The sequence below is a fragment of the Nocardia sp. NPDC052112 genome (assembly GCF_040680135.1).
In the GTDB taxonomy this organism is placed as follows: domain Bacteria; phylum Actinomycetota; class Actinomycetes; order Mycobacteriales; family Mycobacteriaceae; genus Nocardia.
Window position 1 is genome coordinate 208,773 of the sequence record NZ_JBFAWD010000001.1, and the last position, 26,196, is coordinate 234,968.

At 66.5% G+C, this 26,196-nt stretch carries 29 protein-coding genes; 15 read left to right on the plus strand and 14 right to left on the minus strand.

Features of this window, described 5'->3' with window-relative positions; all coding sequences use genetic code 11:
• Window positions 1–67: 67 nt before the first annotated feature.
• Window positions 68–1,726, plus strand: a complete 1,659-nt coding sequence (locus tag AB0L58_RS00930; RefSeq protein ID WP_364380137.1) for a DEAD/DEAH box helicase — start codon at window positions 68–70, stop codon at window positions 1,724–1,726.
• 49 nt (window positions 1,727–1,775) lie between these two features.
• On the opposite strand, the gene AB0L58_RS00935 is transcribed toward AB0L58_RS00930, so the two are convergent.
• Window positions 1,776–2,384 carry a TetR/AcrR family transcriptional regulator gene (locus tag AB0L58_RS00935; RefSeq protein WP_364378879.1) on the minus strand — a complete coding sequence of 203 codons (609 nt, stop codon included), beginning with the start codon at window positions 2,382–2,384 and terminating at the stop codon, window positions 1,776–1,778.
• A gap of 107 nt (window positions 2,385–2,491) precedes the next feature.
• On the opposite strand from AB0L58_RS00935, the gene AB0L58_RS00940 reads away from it, so the two are divergent.
• On the plus strand, window positions 2,492–3,232 hold the full coding sequence (locus AB0L58_RS00940; RefSeq protein WP_364378882.1) for an SDR family oxidoreductase: 741 nt from the start codon (window positions 2,492–2,494) through the stop codon (window positions 3,230–3,232).
• Window positions 3,233–3,501: 269 nt separating this feature from the next.
• Here the strand turns inward: AB0L58_RS00940 and AB0L58_RS00945 are convergent, their stop codons facing one another.
• Window positions 3,502–4,446 (minus strand): helix-turn-helix transcriptional regulator, encoded by a 945-nt coding sequence (locus AB0L58_RS00945; RefSeq protein WP_364378885.1) that lies wholly within the window; start codon window positions 4,444–4,446, stop codon window positions 3,502–3,504.
• A 55-nt stretch (window positions 4,447–4,501) separates the two neighbouring features.
• Here AB0L58_RS00945 and AB0L58_RS00950 point away from each other — a divergent pair, with 55 nt between their 5' ends.
• Window positions 4,502–5,071: a class I SAM-dependent methyltransferase gene (locus tag AB0L58_RS00950; protein WP_364378888.1), complete on the plus strand. Its 570-nt coding sequence runs from the start codon at window positions 4,502–4,504 to the stop codon at window positions 5,069–5,071.
• A gap of 163 nt (window positions 5,072–5,234) precedes the next feature.
• Here AB0L58_RS00950 and AB0L58_RS00955 read toward each other — a convergent pair whose 3' ends face one another.
• Together AB0L58_RS00955 and AB0L58_RS00960 are read right to left on the minus strand one after the other, a co-directional pair.
• Window positions 5,235–5,798, minus strand: a complete 564-nt coding sequence (locus AB0L58_RS00955; protein WP_364378891.1) for a hypothetical protein — start codon at window positions 5,796–5,798, stop codon at window positions 5,235–5,237.
• Window positions 5,798–7,663, minus strand: coding sequence for a DEAD/DEAH box helicase (locus tag AB0L58_RS00960; RefSeq protein ID WP_364378894.1), 1,866 nt, complete (start codon window positions 7,661–7,663; stop codon window positions 5,798–5,800). The genes AB0L58_RS00955 and AB0L58_RS00960 overlap by 1 nt, the downstream gene beginning before the upstream one ends.
• 143 nt (window positions 7,664–7,806) lie before the next feature.
• On the opposite strand from AB0L58_RS00960, the gene AB0L58_RS00965 reads away from it, so the two are divergent.
• Window positions 7,807–8,523 carry a TetR/AcrR family transcriptional regulator C-terminal domain-containing protein gene (locus tag AB0L58_RS00965; RefSeq protein ID WP_364380140.1) on the plus strand — a complete coding sequence of 239 codons (717 nt, stop codon included), beginning with the start codon at window positions 7,807–7,809 and terminating at the stop codon, window positions 8,521–8,523.
• 120 nt (window positions 8,524–8,643) lie between these two features.
• Here AB0L58_RS00965 and AB0L58_RS00970 read toward each other — a convergent pair whose 3' ends face one another.
• On the minus strand, window positions 8,644–8,838 hold the full coding sequence (locus AB0L58_RS00970; RefSeq protein ID WP_029903635.1) for a hypothetical protein: 195 nt from the start codon (window positions 8,836–8,838) through the stop codon (window positions 8,644–8,646).
• Window positions 8,839–9,111: 273 nt separating this feature from the next.
• Here AB0L58_RS00970 and AB0L58_RS00975 point away from each other — a divergent pair, with 273 nt between their 5' ends.
• On the plus strand, window positions 9,112–9,486 hold the full coding sequence (locus AB0L58_RS00975; RefSeq protein ID WP_364378897.1) for a DUF952 domain-containing protein: 375 nt from the start codon (window positions 9,112–9,114) through the stop codon (window positions 9,484–9,486).
• A 1-nt stretch (window position 9,487) separates the two neighbouring features.
• Here AB0L58_RS00975 and AB0L58_RS00980 read toward each other — a convergent pair whose 3' ends face one another.
• Window positions 9,488–10,132 carry a response regulator transcription factor gene (locus AB0L58_RS00980; RefSeq protein ID WP_364378900.1) on the minus strand — a complete coding sequence of 215 codons (645 nt, stop codon included), beginning with the start codon at window positions 10,130–10,132 and terminating at the stop codon, window positions 9,488–9,490.
• Complete coding sequence (locus AB0L58_RS00985; protein WP_364378903.1) at window positions 10,129–11,325, minus strand: histidine kinase; 1,197 nt, start codon at window positions 11,323–11,325, stop codon at window positions 10,129–10,131. Before AB0L58_RS00985 ends, AB0L58_RS00980 begins: the two co-directional genes overlap by 4 nt.
• Before the next feature lie 47 nt (window positions 11,326–11,372).
• On the opposite strand from AB0L58_RS00985, the gene AB0L58_RS00990 reads away from it, so the two are divergent.
• From AB0L58_RS00990 to AB0L58_RS01000, 3 genes are read left to right on the plus strand one after another with little or no spacing between them, the layout of a single operon-like run.
• Window positions 11,373–11,597, plus strand: a complete 225-nt coding sequence (locus tag AB0L58_RS00990) for a hypothetical protein (RefSeq protein WP_364378907.1) — start codon at window positions 11,373–11,375, stop codon at window positions 11,595–11,597.
• Window positions 11,598–11,623: 26 nt separating this feature from the next.
• Complete coding sequence (locus AB0L58_RS00995; protein WP_364378910.1) at window positions 11,624–12,106, plus strand: cation:proton antiporter regulatory subunit; 483 nt, start codon at window positions 11,624–11,626, stop codon at window positions 12,104–12,106.
• Window positions 12,107–12,110: 4 nt separating this feature from the next.
• The gene (locus AB0L58_RS01000) at window positions 12,111–13,295 is read left to right on the plus strand and encodes a cation:proton antiporter (RefSeq protein ID WP_364378913.1); all 1,185 of its coding nucleotides are present in this window, start codon (window positions 12,111–12,113) and stop codon (window positions 13,293–13,295) included.
• Here AB0L58_RS01000 and AB0L58_RS01005 read toward each other — a convergent pair.
• Window positions 13,197–14,138 (minus strand): rhomboid-like protein, encoded by a 942-nt coding sequence (locus AB0L58_RS01005; RefSeq protein WP_364378916.1) that lies wholly within the window; start codon window positions 14,136–14,138, stop codon window positions 13,197–13,199. The two genes, AB0L58_RS01000 and AB0L58_RS01005, sit on opposite strands and share 99 nt — an antisense overlap.
• A gap of 712 nt (window positions 14,139–14,850) precedes the next feature.
• Here AB0L58_RS01005 and AB0L58_RS01010 point away from each other — a divergent pair.
• Window positions 14,851–15,627: an MHYT domain-containing protein gene (locus AB0L58_RS01010; RefSeq protein WP_364378919.1), complete on the plus strand. Its 777-nt coding sequence runs from the start codon at window positions 14,851–14,853 to the stop codon at window positions 15,625–15,627.
• A gap of 46 nt (window positions 15,628–15,673) precedes the next feature.
• On the opposite strand, the gene AB0L58_RS01015 is transcribed toward AB0L58_RS01010, so the two are convergent.
• The 3 genes from AB0L58_RS01015 to ppgK all read right to left on the minus strand — a co-directional run bounded on the left by AB0L58_RS01015 (window position 15,674) and on the right by ppgK (window position 19,266).
• Entirely contained in the window at window positions 15,674–16,525 is an 852-nt protein-coding gene (locus tag AB0L58_RS01015; protein WP_364378922.1) for an MHYT domain-containing protein, read from the minus strand.
• 415 nt (window positions 16,526–16,940) lie between these two features.
• A complete protein-coding gene (locus AB0L58_RS01020) occupies window positions 16,941–18,311 on the minus strand; it encodes an RNA polymerase sigma factor (RefSeq protein ID WP_364378925.1) in 1,371 nt (456 codons plus the stop codon).
• Between the two features lie 196 nt (window positions 18,312–18,507).
• On the minus strand, window positions 18,508–19,266 hold the full coding sequence (ppgK, locus tag AB0L58_RS01025) for a polyphosphate--glucose phosphotransferase (RefSeq protein ID WP_364378928.1): 759 nt from the start codon (window positions 19,264–19,266) through the stop codon (window positions 18,508–18,510).
• A 180-nt stretch (window positions 19,267–19,446) separates the two neighbouring features.
• Here ppgK and AB0L58_RS01030 point away from each other — a divergent pair, with 180 nt between their 5' ends.
• Window positions 19,447–20,355: an inositol monophosphatase family protein gene (locus AB0L58_RS01030; protein ID WP_364378931.1), complete on the plus strand. Its 909-nt coding sequence runs from the start codon at window positions 19,447–19,449 to the stop codon at window positions 20,353–20,355.
• A gap of 65 nt (window positions 20,356–20,420) precedes the next feature.
• On the opposite strand, the gene cei is transcribed toward AB0L58_RS01030, so the two are convergent.
• Window positions 20,421–21,101, minus strand: coding sequence for an envelope integrity protein Cei (gene cei, locus AB0L58_RS01035; RefSeq protein WP_364378934.1), 681 nt, complete (start codon window positions 21,099–21,101; stop codon window positions 20,421–20,423).
• A 417-nt stretch (window positions 21,102–21,518) separates the two neighbouring features.
• On the opposite strand from cei, the gene AB0L58_RS01040 reads away from it, so the two are divergent.
• Window positions 21,519–21,821, plus strand: a complete 303-nt coding sequence (locus AB0L58_RS01040) for a DUF4193 domain-containing protein (RefSeq protein WP_040692543.1) — start codon at window positions 21,519–21,521, stop codon at window positions 21,819–21,821.
• A gap of 66 nt (window positions 21,822–21,887) precedes the next feature.
• Here AB0L58_RS01040 and AB0L58_RS01045 read toward each other — a convergent pair whose 3' ends face one another.
• A complete protein-coding gene (locus tag AB0L58_RS01045) occupies window positions 21,888–22,367 on the minus strand; it encodes a DUF3093 domain-containing protein (protein ID WP_364380143.1) in 480 nt (159 codons plus the stop codon).
• 239 nt (window positions 22,368–22,606) lie between these two features.
• On the opposite strand from AB0L58_RS01045, the gene dut reads away from it, so the two are divergent.
• Window positions 22,607–23,104, plus strand: coding sequence for a dUTP diphosphatase (gene dut / locus AB0L58_RS01050; protein ID WP_364378937.1), 498 nt, complete (start codon window positions 22,607–22,609; stop codon window positions 23,102–23,104).
• 4 nt (window positions 23,105–23,108) lie between these two features.
• The gene (locus AB0L58_RS01055; RefSeq protein WP_364378940.1) at window positions 23,109–24,131 is read left to right on the plus strand and encodes a DUF3710 domain-containing protein; all 1,023 of its coding nucleotides are present in this window, start codon (window positions 23,109–23,111) and stop codon (window positions 24,129–24,131) included.
• On the opposite strand, the gene AB0L58_RS01060 is transcribed toward AB0L58_RS01055, so the two are convergent.
• On the minus strand, window positions 24,128–24,844 hold the full coding sequence (locus AB0L58_RS01060; protein WP_364378943.1) for an alpha/beta hydrolase: 717 nt from the start codon (window positions 24,842–24,844) through the stop codon (window positions 24,128–24,130). The genes AB0L58_RS01055 and AB0L58_RS01060 overlap by 4 nt on opposite strands.
• A 130-nt stretch (window positions 24,845–24,974) precedes the next feature.
• On the opposite strand from AB0L58_RS01060, the gene AB0L58_RS01065 reads away from it, so the two are divergent.
• Both AB0L58_RS01065 and AB0L58_RS01070 read left to right on the plus strand, forming a co-directional pair.
• The gene (locus AB0L58_RS01065; protein ID WP_364378946.1) at window positions 24,975–25,352 is read left to right on the plus strand and encodes an OB-fold nucleic acid binding domain-containing protein; all 378 of its coding nucleotides are present in this window, start codon (window positions 24,975–24,977) and stop codon (window positions 25,350–25,352) included.
• 3 nt (window positions 25,353–25,355) lie between these two features.
• Complete coding sequence (locus AB0L58_RS01070; protein ID WP_364378948.1) at window positions 25,356–26,084, plus strand: DUF3159 domain-containing protein; 729 nt, start codon at window positions 25,356–25,358, stop codon at window positions 26,082–26,084.
• The last annotated feature ends 112 nt before the right edge of the window (window positions 26,085–26,196 follow it).

A 26,196-nucleotide genomic window follows, 5' to 3' on the forward strand; every position in this document is an offset into this window, starting at 1 on the left:
TTCGCAAACATCGAGCGCCACGGGTTCCGCAGGTGGTTCGCTACGTGCCTGGCAGCGCCGGGCCCTGATGAAGTACTTGTCCACCAAGCCGAGGGACTTCCTCGCGGTGGCGACGCCGGGCGCGGGTAAGACCACCTTCGCACTGCGGGTCGCGGCCGAACTGCTGGCCGACCGCACCGTCGACCAGGTGACCGTGGTCGCCCCGACCGAACACCTCAAACATCAGTGGGCCCAATCCGCGGCTCGCGTGGGCATTCAGCTGGATTCGCGCTTCTCCAACGCGACCGGCGCGACATCCGGCGACTATCACGGCGTCGTGGTCACCTACGCCCAGATCGCCTCGCATCCCGCCCGGCACCGCGTCCGCACCGAAAGACGCAGAACGCTGGTGATTCTCGACGAGATCCACCATGCGGGCGATGCGAAGTCGTGGGGTGAGGCTACCGCCGAGGCATTCGGTGACGCCACGCGACGGCTCGCGCTGACCGGAACCCCGTTCCGCAGCGACGACAGCCAGATTCCGTTCGTCATCTACGAACCCGATGAGGCCGGGTTCCCGCGCTCGCGCGCCGACCATACCTACGGTTACGCGGAGGCATTGGCCGACGGCGTGGTCCGGCCCGTGGTCTTCCTGGCGTATTCCGGTGAGGCGCACTGGCGCGACAGTGCGGGCGAGGAGTATTCGGCGCGTCTCGGTGAGCCGCTGAGCGCGGAACACACCGCCCGCGCGTGGCGGACCGCACTGGATCCGGCCGGCGACTGGATGTCGAAGGTGCTGGTCGCCGCGGACACCCGACTGCGCCAGTTGCGTGCAACGGGTATGCCTGATGCCGGTGGTCTGGTGATCGCCACCGACCAGGAGCGGGCCCGCGATTACGCAGAACTGCTGGAGCACATCTCGGGTGAGCGGCCCGCGGTGGTGCTGTCGGATGATCCGTCCTCCTCGGACCGGATCGCCGAATTCAGCAAGACCACCCAGCCGTGGATGGTCGCGGTGCGCATGGTGTCCGAGGGTGTCGACGTGCCGCGGCTCGCGGTCGGCGTCTACGCGACCAGTGCCTCGACCCCGCTGTACTTCGCCCAGGCCATCGGCCGGTTCGTGCGTGCGCGCAAGCCCGGCGAAACCGCCAGCGTATTCCTGCCGTCGGTGCCGGTGCTGCTCGATCTGGCCGCGCAGCTGGAGCTGCAGCGCGACCACGTCATCGGCAAGCCGCACCGGGAGCAGAACGGCCTCGAGGACGCGCTGCTGATCGAGGCGAACAAGCAGAAGGACGAGCCGGGCGAGGACGAGAAGCCCTTCGTCGCACTCGCCGCCGACGCCGAACTCGACCAGGTCATCTACGACGGATCCTCCTTCGGCACGGCCACTTTCGCGGGCAGCGCCGAGGAGGCGGACTATCTGGGAATTCCGGGACTGCTGGACGCGGAGCAGATGCGCGCGCTGCTGCGGGAACGTCAGTCGAGGCAGCTCGCTGAACGCGGTGAGGCCGCGACTCCCGATCCGGGTCCGCAGGTCGCTTCGGCCGCCGAACGGGTCGCGACCGCCGATAAGCTCGGTGAGCTGCGTCGCGAGCTGAACAGCCTGGTCGCCATGCACCACCATCGCACCGGCAAGCCGCACGGTGTGATCCACGGTGAGTTGCGGCGCGAATGCGGCGGTCCGCCAACGGCACTGGCCAGTGCGGACCAACTGGGTGAGCGCATCGCCGCGCTGCGCCGGAAGTAACCGCTGGGCCGCCGGAAATAGCCGCTGGCGCTGAAATGCCCGCTGGCGGTCAGCGCGCGATGGCCGCTGTCGGCCACGCGGCCATGGCACAGTCGATGGATTGGGTGAGTTCGGTGTGGGCGGCGCCGTCGCGGGCTCGGATCGACAGGCCGTACAGGACCGTGGCGTAGAAGCTGGCGAGGGCCGCGGTATCGGTGTCCGGAGGTAGATCACCTTCCGTGACACCGCGATCCAGGCGGCTGCGGATGTCTTCGGTTGTCTCGCGGCGCTTTTCGACCAGGAAGTCGCGGATGGTTTCACTGCGGGTGGTGTAGGTGGAGCCTGCCAGCACGACCATGCAGCCGTGCGGTTTGTCCTGCTCGGTATAGGCGGTGGCATTGTCGCGGAGCATGGCTTCGATGCTGGCGCGGGCGGTGGGTTCCTCGCGCAAGGCGCGGGCGGTATAGCCGCCTTCGGTTGCGCCGTACAGGCCGACAGCCGCGCGGAACAAATCCTCCTTGCCGCCGAACGCGGCGTACAGGCTCGGTGAGTTGATCCCCATCGCCGCGGTGAGATCGCTCATCGACGAGCCTTCGTAGCCGTGCTCCCAGAACACCTCCATGGCGCGACGCAGCGCGACCTCACGGTCGAATGCGCGTGGGCGTCCACGTTCCGCCATGGCCGCTTCCTTTCTGTGTCGATCGTTAAATATACCCCTTGACGCCGTTGGCGCCCATACGCTTAGCTATTTATGTACTGATCGACACAGAATTTGGAGGAGTTGCGATGTCGGATCTGACGGACAAAGTGGCGCTGGTGACCGGGGGGAGCCGGGGGATCGGTGCGGCGATCGTCCGGCACCTGGCCGCCGCGGGCGCGGATGTGGCGCTCACCTACCAGCACAACGAACTGCAGGCGAAATCGGTGGTCGCCGAGGCCGAAGCGGTGGGGCGGCGCGCGATCGCCATCCAAGCCGACAGCGCCGACGCGGGCGCGGTCGTCGCGGCGGTGCATCGAGCCGCGGCCGAACTCGGCAGGCTCGATGTGCTGGTCAACAATGCGGGAATCTTCCCGGCGAAGCCGTTCGGGGAATTCACCGTCGAGGAGATCGACCGCGCGCTCAATATCCACGCGCGGGCCGCGTTCATCGGCGCACAGGCCGCGGTCGAGCATATGACCGAGGGCGGGCGGATCGTCAGCATCGGCAGCAACCTGTCCGAACGCGCCGCATTCGGCGGAATCACCCTGTACAACCTGAGCAAATCCGCACTGAACGGATTCACGAAGGCCCTTGCCCGCGAACTCGGTCCGCGCAGTATCACCGTCAACCTGGTGCAGCCCGGCTCCACCGACACCGATATGAATCCTGCCGACGGCGACCACGCCGCCCACCAAATCGACCTGACCGCCCTCGGTCGCTTCGGCACCGCCGACGACATCGCCGCCACCGTCGCCTTCCTCGTGAGCCCCGCCGGCCGCAGCATCACCGGCGCGACCTTCACCGTCGACGGCGGTACTAACGCCTGATGCCACCGCCGCTCGGACCGCAGCGTGGGACCGTTGTCGACGCCGACGTGCGATCTCCGCGCAGATCCGGTGAGCACCGCACATCGGCGGCAACTTGTGCGCGGTACGCACTTTCGTTGTGCGCCAGGTTATCGGGATGGCATGGGCGTCGGCTCGTGGCCGCCGGGGTGCCTCGTCGCTCGGTTGCGGGTCTGAGACCTCTGGCGCTGCGTGCGGCCGTGAGCGGATGTCGGGTCCACCAGTGGTTCCGGGCGCGGTGTGAGCGGACGTTATCCGGCGAAGTAGCGACCGGGGGAGACGCCGACGGTGCGGCGGAAGGCGGCGACGTAGGCGCTGGGGGTGGCATAGCCGATGCGGCCCGCGATGCGGGCGATCGGCAGGCCTTCGGCCAGTAGGGGGAGGGAGGCGGCCAGGCGGATCTGGGTTCGCCACTGGCCGAAGGAGATTCCGGTTTCGGCGAGGAACAGGCGGGCCAGGGTGCGGGGACTGGTGGCGGCGTCGACGGCGAATTCGGCGAGGGTGCGCGGGTCGGCAGGATTGCGGGTCAGGGCATCGGCGACCTGTCCCGCTCGAGTATCCATCGGTCGGCGGGCGCCGACGGGAATCACATCGACCGGCTCGAGCAGGTCGAAGACCACCGCCTCGGCGCGCTCGCGCCGTGCGGCGGCGATGGCGTCGGCGGGGTTCCGAGTCTGCCCGGCGGCCGGGCCGGCTCGGGCGTCCGTGAGCGGGCGGACGCTGATCGGAGGCTCGTCGACGGGCTCGAGTCGATCGGCGTCTGTTGCTCGTGCGAGCGCGGTGTCGGGCCCGGTGAGATGGTCGAACAGTTCGCGCAGCAAGGGTGACACTCGAAGCATTGTCGGAGTGGTCAACGACACCGGGCAGCGATCGGGCGCCACAAAGATGCCGCGCATGGTCGCACCCCGGGTGGTTCCGGTCCGGTGCCGAGTGCCGCCCGGAATCCACAGGGCGCGGGTCGGTGGCAGCACCCAGTACCCGTTGCCGATCTCGACGGCGATGACACCCCTTGCCGCCCAGGCGATTTGGTGTTGCGGGTGTTCATGGGTGTCGAACCAGAGGCCCGCGGACATGACGCCCGCCCCGAAGACCATGGCGGTATCGCCGATCGCGGCCGGCAGTACCACGGATCCGCCGTTCGGCTGACGGGGTATCCGGCGTTGGCCGGGCACCAGGGATTGGCCGTTTCGCGACACAACTTGTCACCGTAGCCTGTCGTGGTCATAAGCGGCCGCCCCTAGCGTGAATCACATGGCGATGAACTACTTCCACAAATTGCTGTGCCGGTCGGCGGCTTGGGAGCGTACGAGTACGACGCGGATCGTCCCGTGGGCGCTGTCCGGCCTCGACCTGGGTGCGTCCGCACTCGAGATCGGCCCCGGATACGGTGCGAATATCCGAGCCTTGCGAGAGCGCACCGGCACGCTCACCGGTGTCGAGATCGATCCCGTGCTCGTCGATCGGCTACACATCCGGCACGGTGCCACCATGACGGTGATACAGGGCGACGGTGCCGATATGCCCCTGCCGCCAATGCAATTCGACTCGGTTGTGTGTTTCACCATGCTGCACCACGTGCCCACCGCCGGCGCGCAGGACGCTCTGTTCGCCGAAGCCCTACGTGTCCTGCACCCCGGCGGTGTCTTCGCGGGCAGCGACGGCCTCGATGGACGAATATTCCGGCTGATGCACCTCGGTGACACCTGCGTACCGGTACCGCCGGAGCACGCCGCCGAACGGCTCACGCGAGTCGGCTTCACCGATGTCGAGATCGAAACCGGCACAAGTAGTTTCCGCTTCCGGGCGCGACGCCCCGAGTGAGACCGAGCCTGTACCCTGCTGTGAATCAGGCGGTTGTCGCCATATCAGTGCGATCAATGCACACTCAGCCCGACAGCGGTTACCTGTGGCTTACCCGGCCGTCGCGACCTGGTCGCGTTCGACGTCGGGCGACCGTGAGTCGTTCGGCCGGAGATCCTTTCTTTCAGCGCACCGCCGTTGCGGATACCCCGAAGTAGTCCGCGGTGTCGAGTGCGTTGATCGGGGTCCATCTGGCTGATTCGACCGGCACCGTCGAATCTTCCGGTGCCGCTTGGAAATAGCCCTGGATCTCCAGCGTCAGGCGCGGGTTCTCGTCCACGCGGCGGGCCATGTCGTAGTAGACCGCTAGGACGTGTACGCAGCGGGCGGTGCGAGCCGAACATGAGCAGTCCGTGCCGGCCGGCTTCGGCGCCGGACTGGTGCCGGCGCCGACGAGTGCCCGGTGCATCTCATCGGTGAGAACTGTTGTGTCCGGGATGATTTCGGCGATCGCGGTGACAGCCGGGCGGGGCAGTGGCGCGAGTTCGAGGTGGGTCACCGAGGCCTGCCCACCGCGGTGGATGGTGGCGCGCACGATACGCCCCTCGATGGTCGCCTGGACACCGGTGTTGCGGGCAATGCTGCGCGCCCGGGGGAGCAGCGGGTCGGGGCGGGTCTGGCGCAGGGGCTCGGCGAGCCGGACCCAGTCCATACCCCATGCCGTATACCCGAATTCGTTGTTCGCCATCAGTTCTCCCTCTTGCGGCGCAGGATTTCGATCAGCTGGTCGTCGTCGAGGCGGGCCAGTGCGGCGATGCCCGCCGAATCGTTGAGGTCCGCGAGCGCGGATTTGCGGTCGTGCATGCCCGCGATGTGCTCCTCGACGGTGGTGCCCGAGGTCAGGGTCGTGATGGTGACGGTGCGCGTCTGGCCGATGCGGTGCACCCGGTCGGAAGCCTGCGCCTCCACGGCCGGATTCCACCACCGGTCGAAATGGATGACATCGGCGGCGCGCGTCAGGGTGAGCCCGGTGCCCGCGGCGCGCAGACTCAGGATCAATACGGGCGGACCGTCCACGGCTTGGAAGCCTGAAACGATCTCCGCTCGCTCGGCCTGATTCAGGGCACCGTGGAAGAACGGTGCCCGCACGCCGAACTGCTCGTGCAGATGGCGGACCAGCAGGTCGCCGGTGGCACGGTACTGGGTGAATATCAGTGTCGGAGCGCCGGTTTCGAGATTATTGGCCACGATATCGGCACACAGGTCCAGCTTTCCGGAACGCCCCGCCAATTCGCCGAGCTCGCCGGTGATCAGTCCCGGATGGTTGCAGACCTGCTTGAGGGCGGTCAGCGCGGCGAGCACCCGGCTCTGCCGTTGCGCGCCATGGCCGAAGCCGTCATCGATCGCTTTGTCGAGTAGTTGGTCGTAGATCTGTTCCTGTTCGGGGGTCAGATCGCAGAGCAGATCACTGTGGATCTTCGCGGGCAGCGAAGCGGCGACCTGAGCCTTCTTGCGCGCCAACAGCACCGGTTCGAGCGAATCCCGCAGTCGGGCCGCCGCGGCCGCCGAACCCTCGTGGATCGGCCGGACGAACCGACGTCGGAACTGCGTACGGTGCCCGAACAGCCGCGGCGCCACCAGATTCAGCAGTGCCCACAGCTCCTCGAGATGGTTCTCCACCGGTGTGCCCGTCAGTGCGACCTTCGCCTCCGCCGTCAATGCCCGCGCCGCCTCGGACACCTGCGTGCGCGGATTCTTCAATGCCTGCGCCTCGTCGAAAACGACGGTCGCCCAGGATCGATCGGCCAACGCACCGCCGTGCAACCGCAACATCGGATATCCGGTCACCACCACGGTCCCCGCCGCGTCGGCGATCGCGCCCCCGCGCCACACCACGACCCGCAGCCCCGGCGCGAACCGCGAGATCTCATGGGCCCAGTTCCCGACCAATGATGTCGGACAAACCACGAGCTGCGCTCGATTCCGAGCCCGCCCGAGCAGAAACCCGATGGTCTGCACGGTCTTTCCGAGCCCCATTTCATCGGCCAATACCGCCCCGCCGTGCGCCGAAACGGTCTCGTGCAACCACCCCACGCCTCGCACCTGGTACGGCCGCAGATCCGTTGTCAGCTCCGCCCGCAAATCCGTTCCGACACAACGTGTTTCATGCAACACCCGCACCGCACGTTCGGCGGACACGATCGCGGTCCCGGCGGCATCCGGGACCGCGTGCGCCGCGATCGGCAGCTGCGACGTATCGCCTGCACCACGTCCCGACTCGGGCCGCGACGGTGTGCGCAGCGGCGATACGCCGCCCGCCGGATCAGTCGCCGCCTCGCGGTCGGCTTGCCGACGAGATGTGTTGTGTGCTGACGTCCGCGCATCGCACGGTTCGGCGCCGTCCAGCAGTACCGCGCGCCAAGCATGGAAGGACGAGCCCCCGTCACCGAGGTTCAGATTCACCAGTTCGTCCGGATCGACGAGTGCGCAATCGACATCGGTGACCTCGATCGCGCCGTCCGTACCCGTCGGAACTGCCAGAGAGAGCGTTTCCTGATTGCCATCGGGCGCGCGGCCGGGCGCGGAGCCGGTCCAAGTCCAGAGCGCGAACATGTGCCGGTCGGGCAGGTACGTGGCCTGTGTGCTGGACAGAGCGGTCCCCTAGATCGTCGTATGGTGTACGGAGTATTATAACAACGTACGGCGTACTGGATTAATTCCGAGAGGACCATGTGACCGACCAGGCGAAACAGCTGATGAGCCTGCTCTGGCGACATGCCGTGCCGCCGCGATCCGGCGCGCGTGGCCCGAAGCAGACGGTGAGCGTCGATGCGGTCATCGCGGCCGCGATCGCCCTCGCCGATCGGGACGGGTACGAGAAGGTATCGATCCGTGCGGTTGCCGCCGAATTGGGACTGCGCCCGATGAGCCTGTATACCTATGTGCCGAGCAAGGAGGCCTTGGCCGTGCTGATGGTCGATGCGGTCGCACTGGAGGACGCGCCCATCCCGGCCGATCTCCCGTTGCGTGACCGGATGGCCGCGATCGCCGGGCAGGTCCGCGCGGAACTGATCGCGCATCCGTGGCTGCTGGAGGTGCCACCGTGGCGGCTGGTGCTCGGTCCGGGACGGATGCGCCGCTATGAACGGCAGCTGGCCGCGATCGAGGGGATCGGGTTATCGGATCTGGCTATGGATCGGGTGATCGCGGTGCTGTCGGAATTCGCGACCGGCAATGCCCGGATGGTGATCGCCGGAATCCGCAGTACGGCGGAGCTGACCGACGCGCAGTGGTGGGAGCAGCACGGTCCGCTGCTGACCGAGGTCATGTCGGTCGAGGAGTTCCCGATCGCCTCGCGAGTCGGTGCGGCGGTAGGCGAACGCTATCAAGCGCCGTCGGACCCGCAGGGCGCCTTCGCCTTCGGTCTCGCGAAACTGCTGGACGGCATCCTTGCCGATCCGGGCGCGGCATGAGTGGGCGCGGCGAGAGCACGGTGTGGAAAAGCCGACAGCGGGCGACTTGGAAGTCGCCCGCTGTCGGCTATCAGCGATGTTCTGTTGTTCGATGCTGTTGTGTCGGGACGCGAGGACCGATCAGAGCGCGGGAGCCGATTCCGTATCGATCACGGCTTCGAGCTCACGCAAGCGATCCATGTGTTCATTCGCGTGGTGCTGGCAGAAGAGCAACTCGCCACCTGCGGGCAATACGGCACGAACTCGTGCGGCAGCACCGCAGCGGTCGCAACGATCGACCGCGGTCAGTGGGGTGCTTGTCAGGGTTCCTGGCATGACTCCTCCGTCCTGGCTCCCGGCACTACAGTCCGTTCACCTGGTGTGGGGCCCGTGGTCACTCCGCGGGCTCGCTACCGCTACTTCCCAGCAGGGGTATGACTACTCTGTCAGACGTTCGGGACGGGGGCTTTGTTCCCGGAAGTGATTCAGTGTGTTTTCGGTAACACGACCTGGGATTTCGCTACTGGCGAACATCACTGGTTACGTATCGAACTCCACTCGACCACGATCACGAACAGGCCTATCCAGTTGTCTACCGGGAGATTACCCGTGATCCATGACACTCACACGCTCGTTCACATTTGCACGCTCGCCGACTGGCTGACCGCGCGGCAAACCGGCGAGTACCGCCCGGAGTCGTTCGAGGAGATCGGATTCATCCATCTCTCCACGCCACAGCAGGCGCATCTGCCCGCTAATCGACTGTTCGCCGGACGCCGCGATATGGTGCTGCTGCGCATCGATCCGGCCCGCGTCGGCGCACCGGTGAAATGGGAACCGGGCGTGCCTACCGATCCCGAATCGATGCTGTTCCCACATCTGTACGGTCCGCTGCCGGTCGGCGCGGTCACCGCCGTGGTCGAGTATCAGCCGGGGCCGGACGGCACCTTCGTCGCGCTCGACCCGAACTATCCGAAGGTGTGACCTACCGGTCCCTGACCTCACGCGCCACGATGGCGGCCTGAACCCGGGACCGCACACCGAGTTTGGTGAGCACCCGCGAGACATGTGTCTTGACCGTCGTCTCGCCGATGAACAGCCGCGCGGCGATCTGCGCATTGGACAGACCGTCGCCGAGACAGGCGAGCACCTCGCGTTCGCGTTCGGTCAGCTCGTCGAGTCCGTGCGGTGCGGGCGCGCTCGGTTCGCCATCGGTGGAGGCGAACGCATTGATGACTGCGGCGGTCACCTCGGGTGCGAGCACGCCGTCACCCGCGGCCACCGCGCGTACCGCATCGACAAGTGCCTGTCCCGACGCGGATTTCAGCACGAAGCCGGACGCACCGGCGCGCAGCGTCCGGAAGACGTACTCGTCCAGATCGAAGGTCGTCAGGATGAGCACTCTGGCCAGGCCGTCGTCGGTGATGCGGCCGGTCGCGGTGATACCGTCTACGCCGGGCATGCGTAAATCCATCAGCACCACATCCGGGCGCAGCGCCTTGGCCTGTGCCACCGCGATATCGCCGTCGGCGGCCTCGCCGACCACCTCGATGCCCTCGGCGGTCTCCAAAATGATCCGCAGTCCGGCCCGGATCGCGCTGTGATCGTCGGCGATCAGTACCCGGATCATGACACCTCCGTCGTCGAGATCGGCAGCCGGGCAAGGACTTCCCACCCGTCGGCGCCGGGGCCCGCGGTGAAGGTGCCACCGAGCGCCACGGCCCGCTCCCGCATATTCATCAGACCGCTGCGGCGTGCGTCCTCGGTCGGTCGATTGCGCACCGGAACCGTGGGATTGCGCACCGAGATCGTCAAATCCGCTGCCTGGGTGCGCACGTCGATATCGACCTCCTGTCCCGGTGCGTGTTTCATGGCATTCGTCAGTGCTTCCTGGACGATTCGATAGGCGGCCTGATCGACCGCGCCTGGCAGTGCTGTCCCGTTCAGCGAATCCCGCACGCGCACGATGATTCCGGCCGCGCGGGCCGCATCGACGAGAATCGGCAGCTGGGCCAGTTTGCGCGGCGCGGCCGCATCGTCCTCGGCGCCGTCGTCGCGGCGCAGCAAACCGATCATGGTGCGCATCTCCTGCAGCGCGCCGACGCTATTGGACCGGATCGACGAAACGATCCCGGCAACGGTGGGATCGGTTTCCTGCCGGGCCAGCACCCCCAGCGCCGCCTCGGACTGGATGGCGATGGCGGACAGATGTCCGGCGATCACATCGTGCAGATCGCGTGCCATCGTCTTGCGTTCGTCGGCGATGGCGGCGCGCCGATCCAATTCGGCGACCAATGTCATCGCCTGTGCGCGTTTGCGTTCGGCCTCGGCGATATCCTTGTGCCCGCGCACCGACAGCGCCCACCACAGGGGCGTCGCGACGAATGCGAACAGCGCGGCGATGGTGATCACCGCGACCCGCCAGTCGCCTAGCGCCAGCGCCAGTACGGTCAGTGCGGCCGACACCATCCCGCACACCACGACCAGAAAGCGTGAGCGCGCGGGCGAGGCATACAGCACGCCCGCGTAGATCAGATCCGAATAGATGAGCCAGACCGGCACCGTCGGACCGAGCACGAAATCGATAGCGAACGGGATCAGCCCGATTCCGAGCGCCGACATCGGCATGCGACGCCGCAGGAAGCTCGCCACGCAGATCAGCGCGAGCACCCCGAACCGCACCGGCAGCGACGGATGGCGACTCAGATCACTGGCCATTTCGAACAGGCCGGTCAGATAGAGCGCGACGCCGAGCACCAGCGCGAAGGCGGTGACCAGCGCGTCCTGCGCGGTCACCGACAACGCCTCCCACTGCTGCCGCATCGACCCATCACAGCACACGCACCCGCGTCCCCGGGTCGACCGAAGGAATGAGACCCGGTCGATCCGATGACCCACGTGCTCGGACCCCGCGCGCCGCGACGCTGCCCCGGATCGAACCGCTGCCGCTGCGGGTCGACGGATTCCTGTCCCGGCATGCGGACAGCGCCACCGGTTGGGCGTCGGCGATCGCGGGATTGTGCTTGCGCGCCCGTAGCGATTGCCTGCAGGTCGCTCGAAAGGTCAGCGCGGTCGCGGGCCTGGTGGGCGGTTAGCCCTTTTTGCCGGTTAGGGTAGAGGTGTGAATGTCGATGTCACCGCCCTACCCGGGATCGGGGTACGCAAAGACTTCCAGCTACGGTCGGGCCGCCGGATCGGTGTGGTCGATCACCGCGATGGCGGCATCGATCTGATCGTCTCCAAACCCGATGACCCGGATTCCTGCGCCGCGCAAGTGCCGCTGACTCCCGACGAGGCCGCGGTGCTCGCCAATCTGCTCGGCTCGCCGCAGCTGGTCGCGAAGCTACGCGAGGATCACCGCGACCTACCCGGGATCACCACCCGTCAGCTACCCATCGGCGAGGATTCGCCGTACGAGGGCCGCACCCTCGGCGAAACCGGAATGCGTACGCGCACCAAGGCTTCCATCGTCGCGGTCATGCGTGCGGGGCAGCTACACCCCTCGCCGGGACCGGATTTCACCTTCACCACCGATGACATACTCGTGGTCGTCGGTACGCCTGACGGTCTGGACGCGGCCGCGAAGATCCTGACGCACGGGTGAGAGCGTGAACGAAACCGCGCTCGCCCTCATCGAGCTCGGGGCGGTGTTATTCGCCCTCGGCATGCTCGGGAGAGTGGCGGCACGATTCGGTATGTCCCCGATTCCGCTGTACCTGCTGGGTGGGTTGGCCTTCGGTCAGGGCGGATTCATCGAACTGGGCGCCGCGAACGAATTCGGCCATATCGCAGGCGAAATCGGCGTGGTGCTGCTGTTGTTGCTGCTCGGCCTCGAGTACACCGCGGCCGAATTGGTGACCGGATTGCGTCGCTCCTGGGCCGGGGGCCTGGTCGACCTCGTCGCGAACGCGACGCCCGGCGCGGTGGTCGGCTTGCTGCTCGGCTGGGGCCTGAACGGCGCCATCACCATGGCCGGCGTCACCTACATCTCGTCCTCGGGCATTGTCGCCAAGGTGCTGAACGACCTCGGACGCCTCGGTAACCGGGAAACCCCGGTGATCCTGTCGATTCTGGTCTTCGAGGATCTCGCGATGGCGATGTATCTGCCGATTCTCACTGCGGTCCTGGCCGGTACGAGCTTCCTGAGCGGGTTGACCGTACTCGGTCTCGCCCTGGCTACCGTCACCATCGTTCTGGTCGTCGCGCTGCGGTACGGTCGGTACGTCTCGGCGATCGTGGACAGTGCCGACCGCGAGGTATTCCTGTTGAAGTTGCTGGGCGCGGCACTGCTGGTCGCCGGATTGGCATCGGCGCTGAATGTTTCGGCGGCGGTCGGCGCGTTCCTGCTCGGCATCGCGATCTCCGGTTCGACCGCGCACGAGGCGACCAAACTGCTGGAACCGATCCGGGATCTGTTCGCGGCCATCTTCTTCGTGGCCTTCGGACTCAGCACCGATCCCGGTGCCATTCCGCCCGTGCTGGGCTGGGCGATCGTGCTCGCGGTGGTGACCGTGCTGACCAAGGTCGCGACCGGCTGGTGGGCGGCGAGTCGACAGAGCATCCGCCGGATGGGCCGGGCGCGAGCGGGCGCAGCCCTGGTCGCGCACGGTGAGTTCTCCATCGTCATCGCGGGTTTGGCGGTGGGCATGGGTGCGGTGGACGGCCAACTCGCGGCCCTCGCCTCGGCCTATGTACTACTGATGGCGGTGCTCGGCCCGATCGCTGCTCGCGTCGTCGAACCGATCATCGGCATGGTGCAGCGCCGTTTCAGACCCGCCGTCACTACCGGATAGCGGCTGCGCCGCAAGGAAACTCGGGCCAGTGTGGTCAGCGGCCATGGGAATCGGGTGCGTCGCAAGCGGATTCGTCGCCGGTCTCGGCGCGGCGGAGGTCGCCTCGCGTTCGGCGCGTAGGTGCTCGATGCGCCGCCACAGCGTCGATGCGACGAGCCCGACCGCCAAACCGATCAGGGCCGCGCACATATGCCCGTAGTCGGTGAAGGTCGGTCCGATCAATAGCGCCGAGCCGAGGACCGCGACGATGACACCCGCCCACAATGCGCGGACCACACCGCGGAAGTGGAAGGCCATGGCCGCCAGCACCGCGGTGAATCCGTAGCTGGTGCCGACATCGGCCGCGTACTGCACGCGCACCGGGATGACGTGGTGGTCGATGGCATGGTCGATCGCGGTGACGGTGAGCAGCGTCGCGCCGATATGTCCGGTCGCGAACAGCAGAATCCAGCGACTGGTACCGAGCCAGCGTTCGGCGAAGCCCATGACCACCAGGATCTCCGCGATGGTGACCCAGGGAAATTGCCCCTGGGTCCAGAACGCCGACGCCACCAGGACCTGGATCGGGTTGTGCTGCATGTTGTAGAGGTTGGTGGAGGCCGAGAAGATCAGCCTGCGCTCCACCGAATCGCCGACGCCGCGCAGTGTCCACCAGGTGACGAACAAGGTGAACGCATAGGCGGTGCTGGCCGGTGCGCCGGACAGGTGCTGGCGCAGTTCGGGCAGCAGTCGGCGCAGCAAGTGGGGCCGACGCGCCCACGACCAGACCGCGCGCAACTCGTCACCGAGATCGACGGTCTGCGTCCAAGGGGAGTGGATTCGGCGCAAAGTGGGGGCAACCACAATGCACAAGTCTGCCGGTTCCGCGCGCTTCTGTCCGCAGACCCGCCAGGTCTGTGTCGTGGCTCACCTGACCTGGTCGTTCCGCTGAACGGTCGATTCACGCCCGGGTACCGCCGCCTCCACAGAGTTGGTCGTACGACCAAGAGATCGGCTGACGGGAGTCGGCGGCAAATGCGACGGTCGGCGATCCCGGATCGCCGCATCGGCCGGGGATGAGTGGCTGCTCGGTCGCATTGATACCGGTCGCAACCGCATGTCCGAATTTCCGATATCCACTCACTCGACGGCCTCGGGTGTTGGATGCCGGTGCTCGGTCAAGGCTGCTCGGCGACCGCACCTGATCCTGCTCGGCGGCGCTGGGCCGCAACGAGACTCGGCATGCATGCCGAAATCGCCGGGCTGTTCTTGCAAACGTGCGAGCGCACGTTGTCGACCGACGATTCCACGAGATCCATTGTGCCCCATAGGTATCGGTGCTGATCGATTGCCAGGGGCGGCTGCCGACGAGATTCGACAACAGTAGACCGTTCGGTATGCGTGCAGAACGGGCGATCGCCGCCCGGTAGCGGGTGTCGTCTCGCTGATCGGATTCATCCCATGACAAATTTAGCGGATGGTAGTACTGTAAATCGCCTACCTGCTGGTTCTGTACAAGCGGGCGGGCTCGTGCTGTCGCTGTGACGGCCGACGGCCGCCCAACGAGGGAGTTCGCGTGCTGGAAATCAACCACTTCAGCCACGGGTTGCTCACGCCGGTACTCGCCTATCTGATGTCATTCACCGGATCATTGCTGGGACTGCGGTGTGTGGTTCGGGCGCGAGCCGGTAGCGGCCACGCCGGATGGCTCGTCGCCGCGGCCGTCGCGATCGGGGGCACCGGTATCTGGGTTATGCATTTCATTGCCATGCTGGGCTTTTCGATCCATGGCGCGTCGATCCGTTATGACGTGCCGATCACCCTGCTGAGCGCGGTGATCGCGATGGCGGTGGTGTGGATCGGGCTGCGGGTCGCGCAGCTACCGGGATTGGGGCCGGTGGGTTTGTACATCGGCGGTGCGATCACCGGTGTCGGCGTCGGCGCTATGCATTACTCCGGCATGTACGCGATGAAATCCGATGCGGTCATCGAATACGACGGACGAATCGTCTTGCTGTCCATGGTGATCGCGGTGATCGCCGCGACGGCGGCGTTGTGGTTCGCGCTGCATATCCGCGGCACCCTCGCCACCATCGGCGCGGCATCGGTGATGGGCGTTGCGGTCTGCGGCATGCACTACACCGGCATGCTCGCGATGCATGTGCAGAACGGCCACCATATGCACCCGCCCGCGGGTGCGGGCGCGGCCCAACTGTTGACGCCGCTGACGGTCGGCATCGGCATGGTGACCATGATGCTGCTACTGCATATCGGCATCACCGATGTCGAAGATCCGGCCTACGACGGTCCGCGCGGACCGCGGGCGACGGGCTACTGGCCGACCAGGGACTGAGTGCGCATCGCTCGGTGAGCTCGTCGCACAGGCGATTTCGATGTGCTCATGGGCGCGGTACCTCGGTCCGTGTCGGCCAGTACGCGGTCGTGGACGGCATTATCTCCGACTCCACCGGTGGCAGTGGCGGTAGCGGATCGAGTTTGGCGCGCGGTGCGATGCGCAGCGGCGGCAGTTCGATATTGCGGTCGATCTCGGTCAGGCTGACGCTGATGAGCAGGAGCATGGTGACCACACTGGCCACCACGATCAGCGGGGCGATCAGATCCATAGCACCGGCCCCTTCGGGGGTGTGGGTATCTCCGGAGTGCGCGTGCATCGCCGACATCCCGGTGTAGTGCATACCGCAGACCGCCACGCCCATGATCAGCGCGGCGCCGACGGTGGCGAAAAATCCCTTGACCCGCAACGTGAACCAGAGCGCAACCGTCGCCGCGACCACCGCGATGACCAGTGACAGCACGACGCGGCGGGGATCGTAGGTGATCATCGCATTCGACTTCATCGCGTACATGCCCATGTAGTGCATGGCCCCTACGCCGATTCCGGTGATCGCACCCCCGCCCAGCAGGCCGAGCAGCGACGGTTCGGGTTTGACGACGATGAAAAGCCCGATGCCGACCATGGCGATCGCGGTGATCGCGCTGAGCAGGGTGAGTGGAATGTCGAACCGTATCTGGGAGCCGCGGATCGAAAAGCCGAGCATCGCAATGAAATGCATGACCCAGATGCCGGTTCCCCCGATGGCGACCGCCGCGCCGAGCAGCCAGCCGATCCGGTCCTTGCCGGTGCGGGCGCGGGCGGCGCACTGCAATCCGAGCAGGCATCCGGTGACCGACATGGTGTAGGCCAGCAGCGGAGTCAGTAGACCGTAACTGAAATGATAGATGTCGAGCACGCAACACCCCCACTGCCGATACTGGAACATTCGGCGATTGAAACAACAGCGGGTCAGACGATACGACAGCCGTGGACGGGATGGGGGTCGAAATCTGGTTTCGCACAAGTGGTTTCAGTCACTTTTAGGTTTGATTGAAACCTGAATTGGTTAGCGGATCGGACGCTGTTCCGGTTGCCGCACTGTGGCTGATCGATTGCGCGAATGTGTGCCGAAAGAGTCTGTCGCAGAAGCGATTCGGTTCAAGACAATGGACAACCCCAATGGGTGCAGTCGAATTCGGCAGTAGCGGGAGCGCAGGCGGATCGAATGCGGGCAGAGTTGCCGGCCGATGGGACGACGAGAAGGGCGGTCGCATACAAAGAAGCGCCCGCGCTGTCGGGCGCGGGCGCTTCGGAAAGCGAGCAGAACGAACTCAGTCGAGATAGTCGCGCAGGACCTGCGAGCGGCTCGGGTGGCGCAGCTTGCTCATGGTCTTCGACTCGATCTGCCGGATGCGCTCACGGGTGACCCCGTACACCTGGCCGATCTCATCGAGGGTGCGCGGCTGGCCGTCGGTCAGGCCGAAGCGCAGCCGGACCACGCCCGCCTCGCGCTCCGACAGCGTCTCCAGCACCGACTGCAGCTGATCCTGCAGCAGCGTGAAGCTCACCGCGTCCACCGCGACGACGGCCTCGGAGTCCTCGATGAAGTCGCCGAGCTGGCTGTCGCCCTCATCGCCGATGGTCTGGTCCAGCGAGATGGGCTCACGCGCGTACTGCTGGATCTCGAGGACCTTCTCCGGCGTGATGTCCATTTCCTTGGCCAGTTCCTCCGGGGTGGGCTCGCGGCCCAGATCCTGGAGCAACTCGCGCTGGATGCGACCGAGCTTGTTGATCACCTCGACCATATGCACCGGGATGCGGATGGTGCGGGCCTGGTCGGCCATGGCGCGGGTGATTGCCTGCCGGATCCACCAGGTGGCGTACGTGGAGAACTTGTAGCCCTTGGTGTAGTCGAACTTCTCCACCGCCCGGATCAGACCCAGGTTGCCCTCCTGGATCAGGTCCAGGAATGCCATACCGCGGCCGGTGTAGCGCTTGGCCAGCGAGACCACCAGACGCAGGTTGGCTTCCAGCAGATGGTTCTTGGCGCGGTTGCCGTCGCGCACGATCCAGGTGTAGTCGCGGCGCATCGCGACCGGCAGCTTCTCGCCCTGCTCGGCGAATTCGCGCACCTTCTCCGCCGCGTAGAGGCCGGCCTCGATCCGCTTGGCGAGTTCGACCTCCTCCTCGGCGTTGAGCAGTGCGACCTTGCCGATCTGCTTGAGGTAGGCACGGACCGAGTCGGCCGATGCGGTGAGTTCGGCATCCTTGCGGGCCTGGCGCAGCGCCTCGGATTCCTCCTCATCCCACACGAAGTCGCCGGAGGCCTTGTCCGCGGCGGACGGTTCGTCGGCCTCGCCCTCCTCGACCTCCTCGGCGACGTCCTCGACCAGTTCCTCGGCCTCGTCGGCGAGATCGTCCTCGGAGACCTCGAGATCGCCGAGATCCTCGAGATCGAGATCCTCGGACTCGAGGTTCTCGTCGCCGGGCTCGCCCTCTGGACCGGCCTTCTTCGGTCCGGCCTTCTTGGCCGGGCCCTTCGTCGCCTTCGCGGCGGCGGCCTTCTTGGCCGGAGCCTTCTTGGCGGCGGCCTTCTTGGCCGGAGCCTTCTTCGCGGCAGCCTTGCGGACCGGCCGTGCTTCGGTTACATCTGCGGAGTCGGCATCGGCCGATTCGGCGGTCTGACGGGTCGTGGCTACCACGTACGCCCTTTCGTGACGGTCTCGTGCGGCGTCACGCCAGAGTGGTTTTCCGGCGGAGCGGTCTGTCGGGTTTCACCGGCGGAGCGCCGGGTCTGGGGTTTCCGGCTCGCGGCCGGAGTACGTTCCATTGTAACGATCGAACCAGGGTACCTACGGCACGATCCCGGCAACGGCTAATGCCGCACCCTCCGCGCGTCTACGGTGCGATGCCGGCATCGATCGCCATGGCCGCCCCGACGATGCCCGCGGTGTTCTCCAGCCGAGCGGGAATCACCGGCGTTCGGTTGGTGAGCAATGGAATCCATTGCTCGGCATCCCGGCTGATGCCGCCACCTGCGACGAAGACCTTCGGCCAGAACAAATTCTCCAGCCCGGCGAGCACAATGCTGACCTGGGCGGCCCACTGCTCGTAGGTCAGGCCGTCGCGATCCTTGATCGATGCGGCGGCGCGGTGTTCGGTCTCCATGCCGCCGATTTCGAGATGGCCGAGTTCGGTATTCGGCACCAGCGTGCCGTGGAACAGCAGTGCCGAGCCGATGCCGGTGCCGAAGGTCAGCAGCAGCACCATACCTTCGAATTCCTTTGCCGCGCCGTAGCGATCCTCGGCCAGACCGGCCGCGTCGGCATCGTTGAGCACGGTGACGGTGCGGCCGTCGAGCGCCTCGGAGAACAGTGCGCGCGCGTCGGTGCCGATCCATGCCTTATCGATATTGGCGGCCGTCTGCGCGACACCCTCCAGTACGACCGAGGGCAGCGTGATCCCGACCGGGCCATCCCAACCGGCCTTGGCGACCAGTTCGGTGACCGCATCGGCGACCGCACGCGGTGTGGAGGGATGCGGTGTCAGAATCTTGATCCGCTCATGGACCAACGCTCCGGTGGCTAGATCCACCGCGGCGCCCTTGACGCCGCTGCCACCGATATCGATGCCGAATGCGTGCCCCCGAGCGGACATGCCGTTCCCTCGCTCCCTGTACTGGCCGATGTCATGAACGCGCCGCCGCACAGGAGCTCACCACCGGCTGGTCGCGGAGCATACGGTGATGTGCCCGACGACGGCGTTGTGTCGTGCACGACAAGAGTAATGGGCGGGCATCGGTTCCCGTTCGCCGAGGATGTGTGATGGCATGGGGGCATGCCGGAGACCACAGCGCCAGTTACCGCCCGCCCGACCGCGACGCCATCCGAGGATGTTGCCGAATTGCGTCGGATCGCGGTCCAACTCGCCGAAACCGCGGCGGCGCACGTGCGCTCGCGCCGCCCCGAGGTATTCGGTCCGGAGGGCGCGCGCGATGGGGCCGTGCACACCAAGGGCCACCCCACCGATCCGGTGACCATCGTCGATACCGAGTCCGAGGATCTGATCCGGCGCCTGCTCGCCGAGGTGCGCCCCGGCGATCCGATCCTCGGTGAGGAGGGTGGCGGCGGCAGCCTGGCCGGAGGTGACCGCGACGCCGTGCACTGGGTGGTCGACCCGATCGACGGCACCGTGAACTTCCTGTACGGCATTCCGGGCTACGCGATTTCGGTCGCCGCGGTGCGTGACGGACAACCCATCGCCGGTGCGGTGGTCGATGTCGCGCGGGCGGCGACCTACAGCGCCGCACTGCGGATGGGAGCCACAAAGGTGACCGGTGACGGCACCGTGGAACATTTGCGTTGCACCCCGGTGCGATCGGCGTCGATGGCCTTGGTGGCCACCGGATTCGCATACGGCAAGCACCGCAGGGCCAGGCAGGCGGAGCTGGTCGCGCAGATCCTGCCGGAGATCCGCGATATCCGCCGCCTCGGTGCGGCGGCGCTGGATCTGTGTTTTGTAGCCGAGGGCCGGATCGATGCGTACTACGAACATGGACTCAACGCGTGGGACTGGGCGGCGGGCGCCTTGATCGCCGCGGAGGCGGGTGCGCAGCTGCGCCTGCCCGCGGCGATCAGCCCAGGTGTGGCGGGTGAGTTGGTCGTCGCCGCCGCACCGGGCGTCGCGAACGAACTGATCGAGCTGCTCGAACGCGTCGGTGCGACCGACGCGATCCCGGACGCCTGAATAACGGATCGCCCCGGTCTGCCGAAGCGGCACACCGGGGCGATGAAGGTCGGTTTTCGGGGAGATCAGCAGCGTGCGGTGCGCGCCGCGGACAGCAGTTTGGGGTCGATGGACGGGGATCCGCCCGGTGCCGGATTCTTCAGCGACTTCAGCACTTCCTCGGCGTCCGGGCTCGGCCGCAGCGATTCGCCGAATACCGAACCGAGCACCAATTCCACGGTGTCGTCGTTGCGCTGATCCTCGATCAGCTCGGCGCACGGTGCGACCAGCTGAACCGAGGCGGCGGCCGGTCGGCCGTTCACGCCGAAGCGGATCTGGCCGGTGCAGTTCAGGTCGCCGTTGACATAGACCGTATCGTTACCGAACTGCTGCCCAGGTGCGCTCGCGAAGCCGAGATCACCGAGCGCCGAGGCGATGTGGGAGGCCTGACCGCTCTTGTTGTTCGCGTTGAGCACGCGGACCTTGGACGAGGCCAGTGGCGCCGGTTCGACATCGGTCAGCCGCGACTGGCCGACCCGCTGACCCAGCGGGGCCGGCTGGGGCGATTTGGCGTCGGTGGCCGGGCTCGGCGAATTGCACGCCATCGCGGTTCCGCTGCTGTCCTCGGTGGTCAGGGCCTTGATCCACACCACGGTGCAGATCAGGAGTAGGACGCCGACCAGGATCAACCATGGCTGGTTGCGTCGCCGGAGGAAGGGTTGACCCGTTCGATCCGTTGAACTGCCTTCGGTGATGAGTGAAACCACCTGCACACTCTACGAAAGTGTTTCCGGGACTGGGGGATGGCAGGTCGGCGGAGTCGGGCGGGGTGGGTAAAAATAAGTGCGTAAGGTCTCGGCGAGCTCACGGTTGGTGTCGATTACCCCTCAGTTTCGAATCGTCTGTGTTTTGATTGCGACTTTTGCCGTGGCGTCCGCTATTGTCTGGCGGCCCAGATCGAAACACCGCAGCCCAAAACGGTGGTCGGTCGCGGGAACAAGAAGGGCATGTCCTGCGTTTACCGAGCGCTATCAAAGGTGGGTCCGCATGATCCGCCCTGATAGGGGACCGGTGTACGTGTGACGTGCACCACCGGCGGGGCGGTGCTGGTCATTCCGATTCCGAGGGATCGGTGTGAGCGGCCCGGTCCGGGATATACGGAGTAAGGACGAGGGGAAGACGACATGGCAACCGACTATGACGCACCGAGGCGCACTGAATCCGACGAAGTGTCGGAAGATTCGCTGGAGGAGCTGAAGGCTCGTCGCAACGAGGCACAGTCCGCCGTCGTGGATATCGACGAATCCGATACCGCGGAGTCGTTCGAGCTTCCCGGCGCGGACTTGTCCGAGGAGGTCCTGACAGTTCGGGTGATCCCGAAGCAGGCCGACGAGTTCACCTGTTCCAGCTGTTTCCTGGTCCATCATCGGAGCAGGCTGGCCAGTGAGAGTGGCGGTCAGCTGATCTGCATGGACTGTGCAGCCTGATCTCCGGTGCGAGATCTGATCTCCAGCCCGAGATCAACGGTCAGCCCGCGCTCGGCACGCCCGGCCTCAGCCAGGTATGCCAAGCGCGGCCAAGACCCGGTCCGGCCGTCGCGTACTGATCAACCAGTACGGCGTCGGATCGTCCGGGTCGTCGAGTACAAGCAACACCATCGGCCCCACCCATGGCCGATGTTGGACATAAGCGGCGGGGTCGAGCTGGCGGCCCAGCGCCGCGCTCTTGGCGGTGGGAGCCACCGTGGCCGATCTGGCCACGAAATTCACCGGCAGATAAGCGCGATCGGCGCGGAGTTCGCGGATACCGGCGGCATCCTGGGCGACCTCCACCCGATGGCGGCTCAGCCACAACAGCACCCACACCGGCACCGGAAACAGCAACGCGTAGGGCAACCAGGCGCGCAGACCTGGTGCGCCCATATGAATTTCGGCGGCCAGCAACCCGGCGATGGCGAATGCGATCGGCCACCACCACAGCGGCACCCACAGCCGTTCGCGGTAGGGCTCGAAGCTTCGCTGTTGTTCGTCCATGGTCACTGGGTTGGGCTGGTCCGACACGACTCAACACTAATTCACTGAGGTCGAGGGCGTACGCGTAGGCTCGGGCAATGTGAGCGAGCGCAGCGAGCGATTAATCAACACAGCCGCCTGGGCGGTCATGACGGAGCCGAGCGTCAGCGAGGCGCAGTCATGAGCGAGCGTAGCGAGCGACTGATAGACACAGCCGCCTGGGCGGTCATGACGGAGCCGAGCGTCAGCGAGGCGCAGTCATGAGCGCCCTTTCACCCATACCTTTGCTGCGGCTTGATCCCGGCATCCCCGTGCCAATGCGTGCCCACCACGGCGACGCGGGCGTGGACCTGTGCACTACGGAGGACGTCATCATCGAACCGGGGGAGCGGGTGCTGGTCGGCACCGGTGTCGCGGTCGCACTGCCGGTCGGTACGGTCGGCCTGATCCATCCCAGGTCCGGACTGGCCGCGAAAACCGGTCTGTCTGTGGTGAATACGCCGGGCACCGTCGATGCGGGCTATCGGGGCGAAATCAAGGTGTGCCTGATCAATCACGATCCGCGCACCCCGATCGAATTGCGCCGCGGCGACCGGATCGCGCAGCTGCTGGTGCAGCGGGTGGAGCTGGTCGACTTCGTGGAGGTCGACGTACTCGACGACACCACGCGAGGTGCGGGCGGTTACGGGTCGAGCGGTGGCCACGCGAGTCTGGCCGCGCCGGCCGACGAGGCGGGCACACTCGGCAAGGAGGCATGACGGAATGTTCGGAAAGAGACGTAAGTCCGGTGGACGTGACGAGTACGCCGAGGACCGCTACGACGACGAATACGCCGACGAATACGGTGAGTACGCCGCCTATGGCGACCCGGATTACGACGACGAGCCGATCACCGATGAGAACCCCATCGTCGATCCGATCACCGATGAGAACCCCATCATCGATCCGATCACCGATGAGAACCCGATCGTCCCAGCTGATTACGCCGCCGCGCATTACGACGACGAGCCCGAGTACGACGAATCCGAGTACGACGATGACGACTACGACGATGACGACTACCACGATGACGACGTCGCGGAGATGCCCAAATCCGGCCCGTACGACTACGACGAGGTGGCCGAGCTGCTGGACAATGTCTCCGATCAGCGCCTCGATCTGGGTTCGGTAATCCTGCCGGTGCCACCGGGTGGCCAATTACAGGTCGAGATGACCCCGGACGGCACGCCGCAGGCGGTGCACTTGGCGACCGAACACGGTCGGCTCACCGTCGCGGCCTATGCCGCGCCCAAGTCGGCGGGCCAATGGCGTTCGGTGGCAGCGGATCTCGCCGAATCGCTACGCAAGGACGGCGCCAGGGTCGCGGTGGAAACGGGACCGTGGGGCCGGGAACTGCTCGCCATCACCGAGGGCGCGGATCTGCGCTTCATCGGGGTGGACGGTCCGCGCTGGATGGTGCGGCTGGTGGCCGCGGGTCCACAGGGTGCCGCCGATGACGGCAGTCCGCTGGTGCGGGCCGCGCGAGCCATCCTGACCGAGACCGTGATCCGGCGCGGCGACGACCCGATGCCGGTGCGCGAGCCGCTGGCCGTCGTGCTGCCGCCGGAGTTGGCCGAGCAGCTGGCCGCAGCGCATCATGCGCAGGTGGAGGCCCAGCAGCAGGCAATGGCCGCCCAGCAGGCCACTGTCCAGCCCACCCCGCAGCCGCTGATCCCGCCGCGCATGCCGAATGAGCCGCGCCGCGGTGCGGACGGCTCCGCCATGCAACAGCTCGGGCTGAACTAGAACACCGCGAGTCCCGCGGTTCCGAGAATCGCGGGATTCGTGCCGAGTTCATCGAGGGTGACCCGGATCAACTCGGCGCGTGGGATCAGCTCGGCCCATTCCTCGGCGACCGACAGCGGATGCACGGGATCGTCGACGGCGGTCACGATCGCGACGGGCACCTCGACGGTGCCGAGTCGCTCGGCATCGGGCCACTTGTAGTCCGCGGCTTCCTGCAGTGCCTCCGGCAGCCGCGGCCACTGCGAATGCCAGGACTGGGTGAGCGCATCGGCGAGCCAGCGCGGGCTGCTGGCGCGCATCCGTGCCACGACCGCGTCGAGACCGTCCGCACGCAGCTGGGCCGCGGTGGCGGCGGCGCTGAGCGCGGCCGGGCAGGCGGCGGTATCGGGCCCGGTCCAGGCCGGTAGCGCCGCCACCACGCCGGTTGCCGCTTCGGGATGTTCAGCCGCCCATTCGAGCGCGACCGCCGCACCGAGGGAGATCCCGGTGGCCAGGACCGGGCCACGCCTCGCGGCCGCATCGAGCGCCGCCCGGTAACCGGCAACCACTCCGGTCGGGTCGGGTTCGACGGCTACGAATTCGATTCCGCGTGCGGCGCAAGCCGGTCCGAAGGCGCGGCGTGCGAAGTCGGCATCCGATCCGGTTCCCGGCAACGCAACGGCGATCGTGGCGCGGCCGCCGCGGCCCGGCGCGAAATGTGGGGAGTCGAACACCGGTCCGAGCGTAGCGGGGGGAGGGTTGCGCATCTACAGTGGCGGGTATACGGCCAACAGCCGGTCGTTACCGGAACAACCCCGATGGCGTGTGACCCACGTCGTCTTGCTCCACGCAGGAGAGCGTCACATGTCATCCGCCGCCTCAGGTTATTTTCGCCGTCTGAGCCGCAGGCTGACCGAGGATATCGATCAGTTGGACGCCGAGGAACTCGCCGAATCGGCCGATGCGTCGGGTGCGTGCCGGGCCTCGGACTGTCAGCGCGGTGAGGAGGCCACCATGCTCGGCCGACTACGCAGTGTCGAGGCGTGTCCGAAGTCCGTCGGCGCCAGTGTTCAGGCAGAATTCTTCGACGGCACCGATGCCATCAGTCTGGTGTGGATCGGTCGCCGACGCATTCCCGGTATCGAACCGGGACGCAAGATCCTCGTCCGCGGTCGAGTGGGTGACCGGGATGGCCGTAAGGTGATCTACAACCCCTACTACGAATTGCGTGAGAACAGCTGACGTATGCCATCGAGCAACGAGAATGCCGCCGAGCTCCACACCAGAGGTCGTGAGCCGATCGAGACGGGCCCGTCCGACGTCGTGGATCGCTCTGTCGACGCGGAAACCGAAGAGGCCGAACAAACCTTGCTCGAGCAACTGGGCGGCTTCAGCGGCCTGATCTACTCGACTCTGCCCGTACTGGTCTTCGTGCCCGTGAACACCTTTGCCGGGCTCACCGCGGCGATCTGGACGGCACTCGGCGTAGCGGCCGCGATTCTGGTGTGGCGGCTGGTGCGGCGCAGCCCCATCCAGCCCGCGATCTCCGGCTTCCTCGGGGTGGGCATATGCGCGTTCATCGCCTATCGAATGGGTGAGGCGAAGGGCTTCTTCCTGTTCGGCATCTACACCAGCCTGGTCTATGCCGGAGTGTTCCTGGTGTCGATGCTGGTGCGCTGGCCGCTGGTCGGCGTGATCTGGGGTGTGCTCAACGGCCACGGCACCGAATGGCGCTCCGACCGCCGCGTCGTGCGCCTCTATGACCTCGCGACCACCACCTGGGTGGTCGTCTTCGGCGCGCGCTATCTGGTGCAGTCACAGCTCTACGACACCGATCGCACCGGCTGGCTGGCCTTCGCGCGCATCGCGATGGGCTGGCCGCTGACCGCGGTCGCGCTGGCCGTCACCGTGTGGGCGGTGCGCCGGGCTGGACATCTGCCGGTGGGCCGGGGTACGGCCGCCGAAACGGCCTAGGACTTCCCACCCCGATTTCGCTGGGGTGTTAACGAATCGCCGCCGGAGGTGGGGGAGTCCCCACCCTGGGGTACCTGGTTGGGCCATCGAGTTCGTCAGACGATCAGTGCAA

What these genes read in the sequence shown, in the direction of transcription:
- AB0L58_RS00930 (WP_364380137.1), top strand. Translation starts at nt 68, where the DNA reads ATGAAGTACTTGTCCACCAAGCCGAGGGACTTCCTCGCGGTGGCGACG.
- AB0L58_RS00935 (WP_364378879.1), bottom strand. Translation starts at nt 2,384, where the DNA reads ATGGCGGAACGTGGACGCCCACGCGCATTCGACCGTGAGGTCGCGCTG.
- AB0L58_RS00940 (WP_364378882.1), top strand. Translation starts at nt 2,492, where the DNA reads ATGTCGGATCTGACGGACAAAGTGGCGCTGGTGACCGGGGGGAGCCGG.
- AB0L58_RS00950 (WP_364378888.1), top strand. Translation starts at nt 4,502, where the DNA reads ATGGCGATGAACTACTTCCACAAATTGCTGTGCCGGTCGGCGGCTTGG.
- AB0L58_RS00955 (WP_364378891.1), bottom strand. Translation starts at nt 5,798, where the DNA reads ATGGCGAACAACGAATTCGGGTATACGGCATGGGGTATGGACTGGGTC.
- AB0L58_RS00960 (WP_364378894.1), bottom strand. Translation starts at nt 7,663, where the DNA reads ATGTTCGCGCTCTGGACTTGGACCGGCTCCGCGCCCGGCCGCGCGCCC.
- AB0L58_RS00965 (WP_364380140.1), top strand. Translation starts at nt 7,807, where the DNA reads ATGAGCCTGCTCTGGCGACATGCCGTGCCGCCGCGATCCGGCGCGCGT.
- AB0L58_RS00970 (WP_029903635.1), bottom strand. Translation starts at nt 8,838, where the DNA reads ATGCCAGGAACCCTGACAAGCACCCCACTGACCGCGGTCGATCGTTGC.
- AB0L58_RS00980 (WP_364378900.1), bottom strand. Translation starts at nt 10,132, where the DNA reads ATGATCCGGGTACTGATCGCCGACGATCACAGCGCGATCCGGGCCGGA.
- AB0L58_RS00985 (WP_364378903.1), bottom strand. Translation starts at nt 11,325, where the DNA reads ATGCGGCAGCAGTGGGAGGCGTTGTCGGTGACCGCGCAGGACGCGCTG.
- AB0L58_RS00990 (WP_364378907.1), top strand. Translation starts at nt 11,373, where the DNA reads ATGAGACCCGGTCGATCCGATGACCCACGTGCTCGGACCCCGCGCGCC.
- ppgK (WP_364378928.1), bottom strand. Translation starts at nt 19,266, where the DNA reads ATGTCCGCTCGGGGGCACGCATTCGGCATCGATATCGGTGGCAGCGGC.
- AB0L58_RS01030 (WP_364378931.1), top strand. Translation starts at nt 19,447, where the DNA reads ATGCCGGAGACCACAGCGCCAGTTACCGCCCGCCCGACCGCGACGCCA.
- AB0L58_RS01040 (WP_040692543.1), top strand. Translation starts at nt 21,519, where the DNA reads ATGGCAACCGACTATGACGCACCGAGGCGCACTGAATCCGACGAAGTG.
- AB0L58_RS01045 (WP_364380143.1), bottom strand. Translation starts at nt 22,367, where the DNA reads ATGGACGAACAACAGCGAAGCTTCGAGCCCTACCGCGAACGGCTGTGG.
- dut (WP_364378937.1), top strand. Translation starts at nt 22,607, where the DNA reads ATGAGCGCCCTTTCACCCATACCTTTGCTGCGGCTTGATCCCGGCATC.
- AB0L58_RS01055 (WP_364378940.1), top strand. Translation starts at nt 23,109, where the DNA reads ATGTTCGGAAAGAGACGTAAGTCCGGTGGACGTGACGAGTACGCCGAG.
- AB0L58_RS01065 (WP_364378946.1), top strand. Translation starts at nt 24,975, where the DNA reads ATGTCATCCGCCGCCTCAGGTTATTTTCGCCGTCTGAGCCGCAGGCTG.
- AB0L58_RS01070 (WP_364378948.1), top strand. Translation starts at nt 25,356, where the DNA reads ATGCCATCGAGCAACGAGAATGCCGCCGAGCTCCACACCAGAGGTCGT.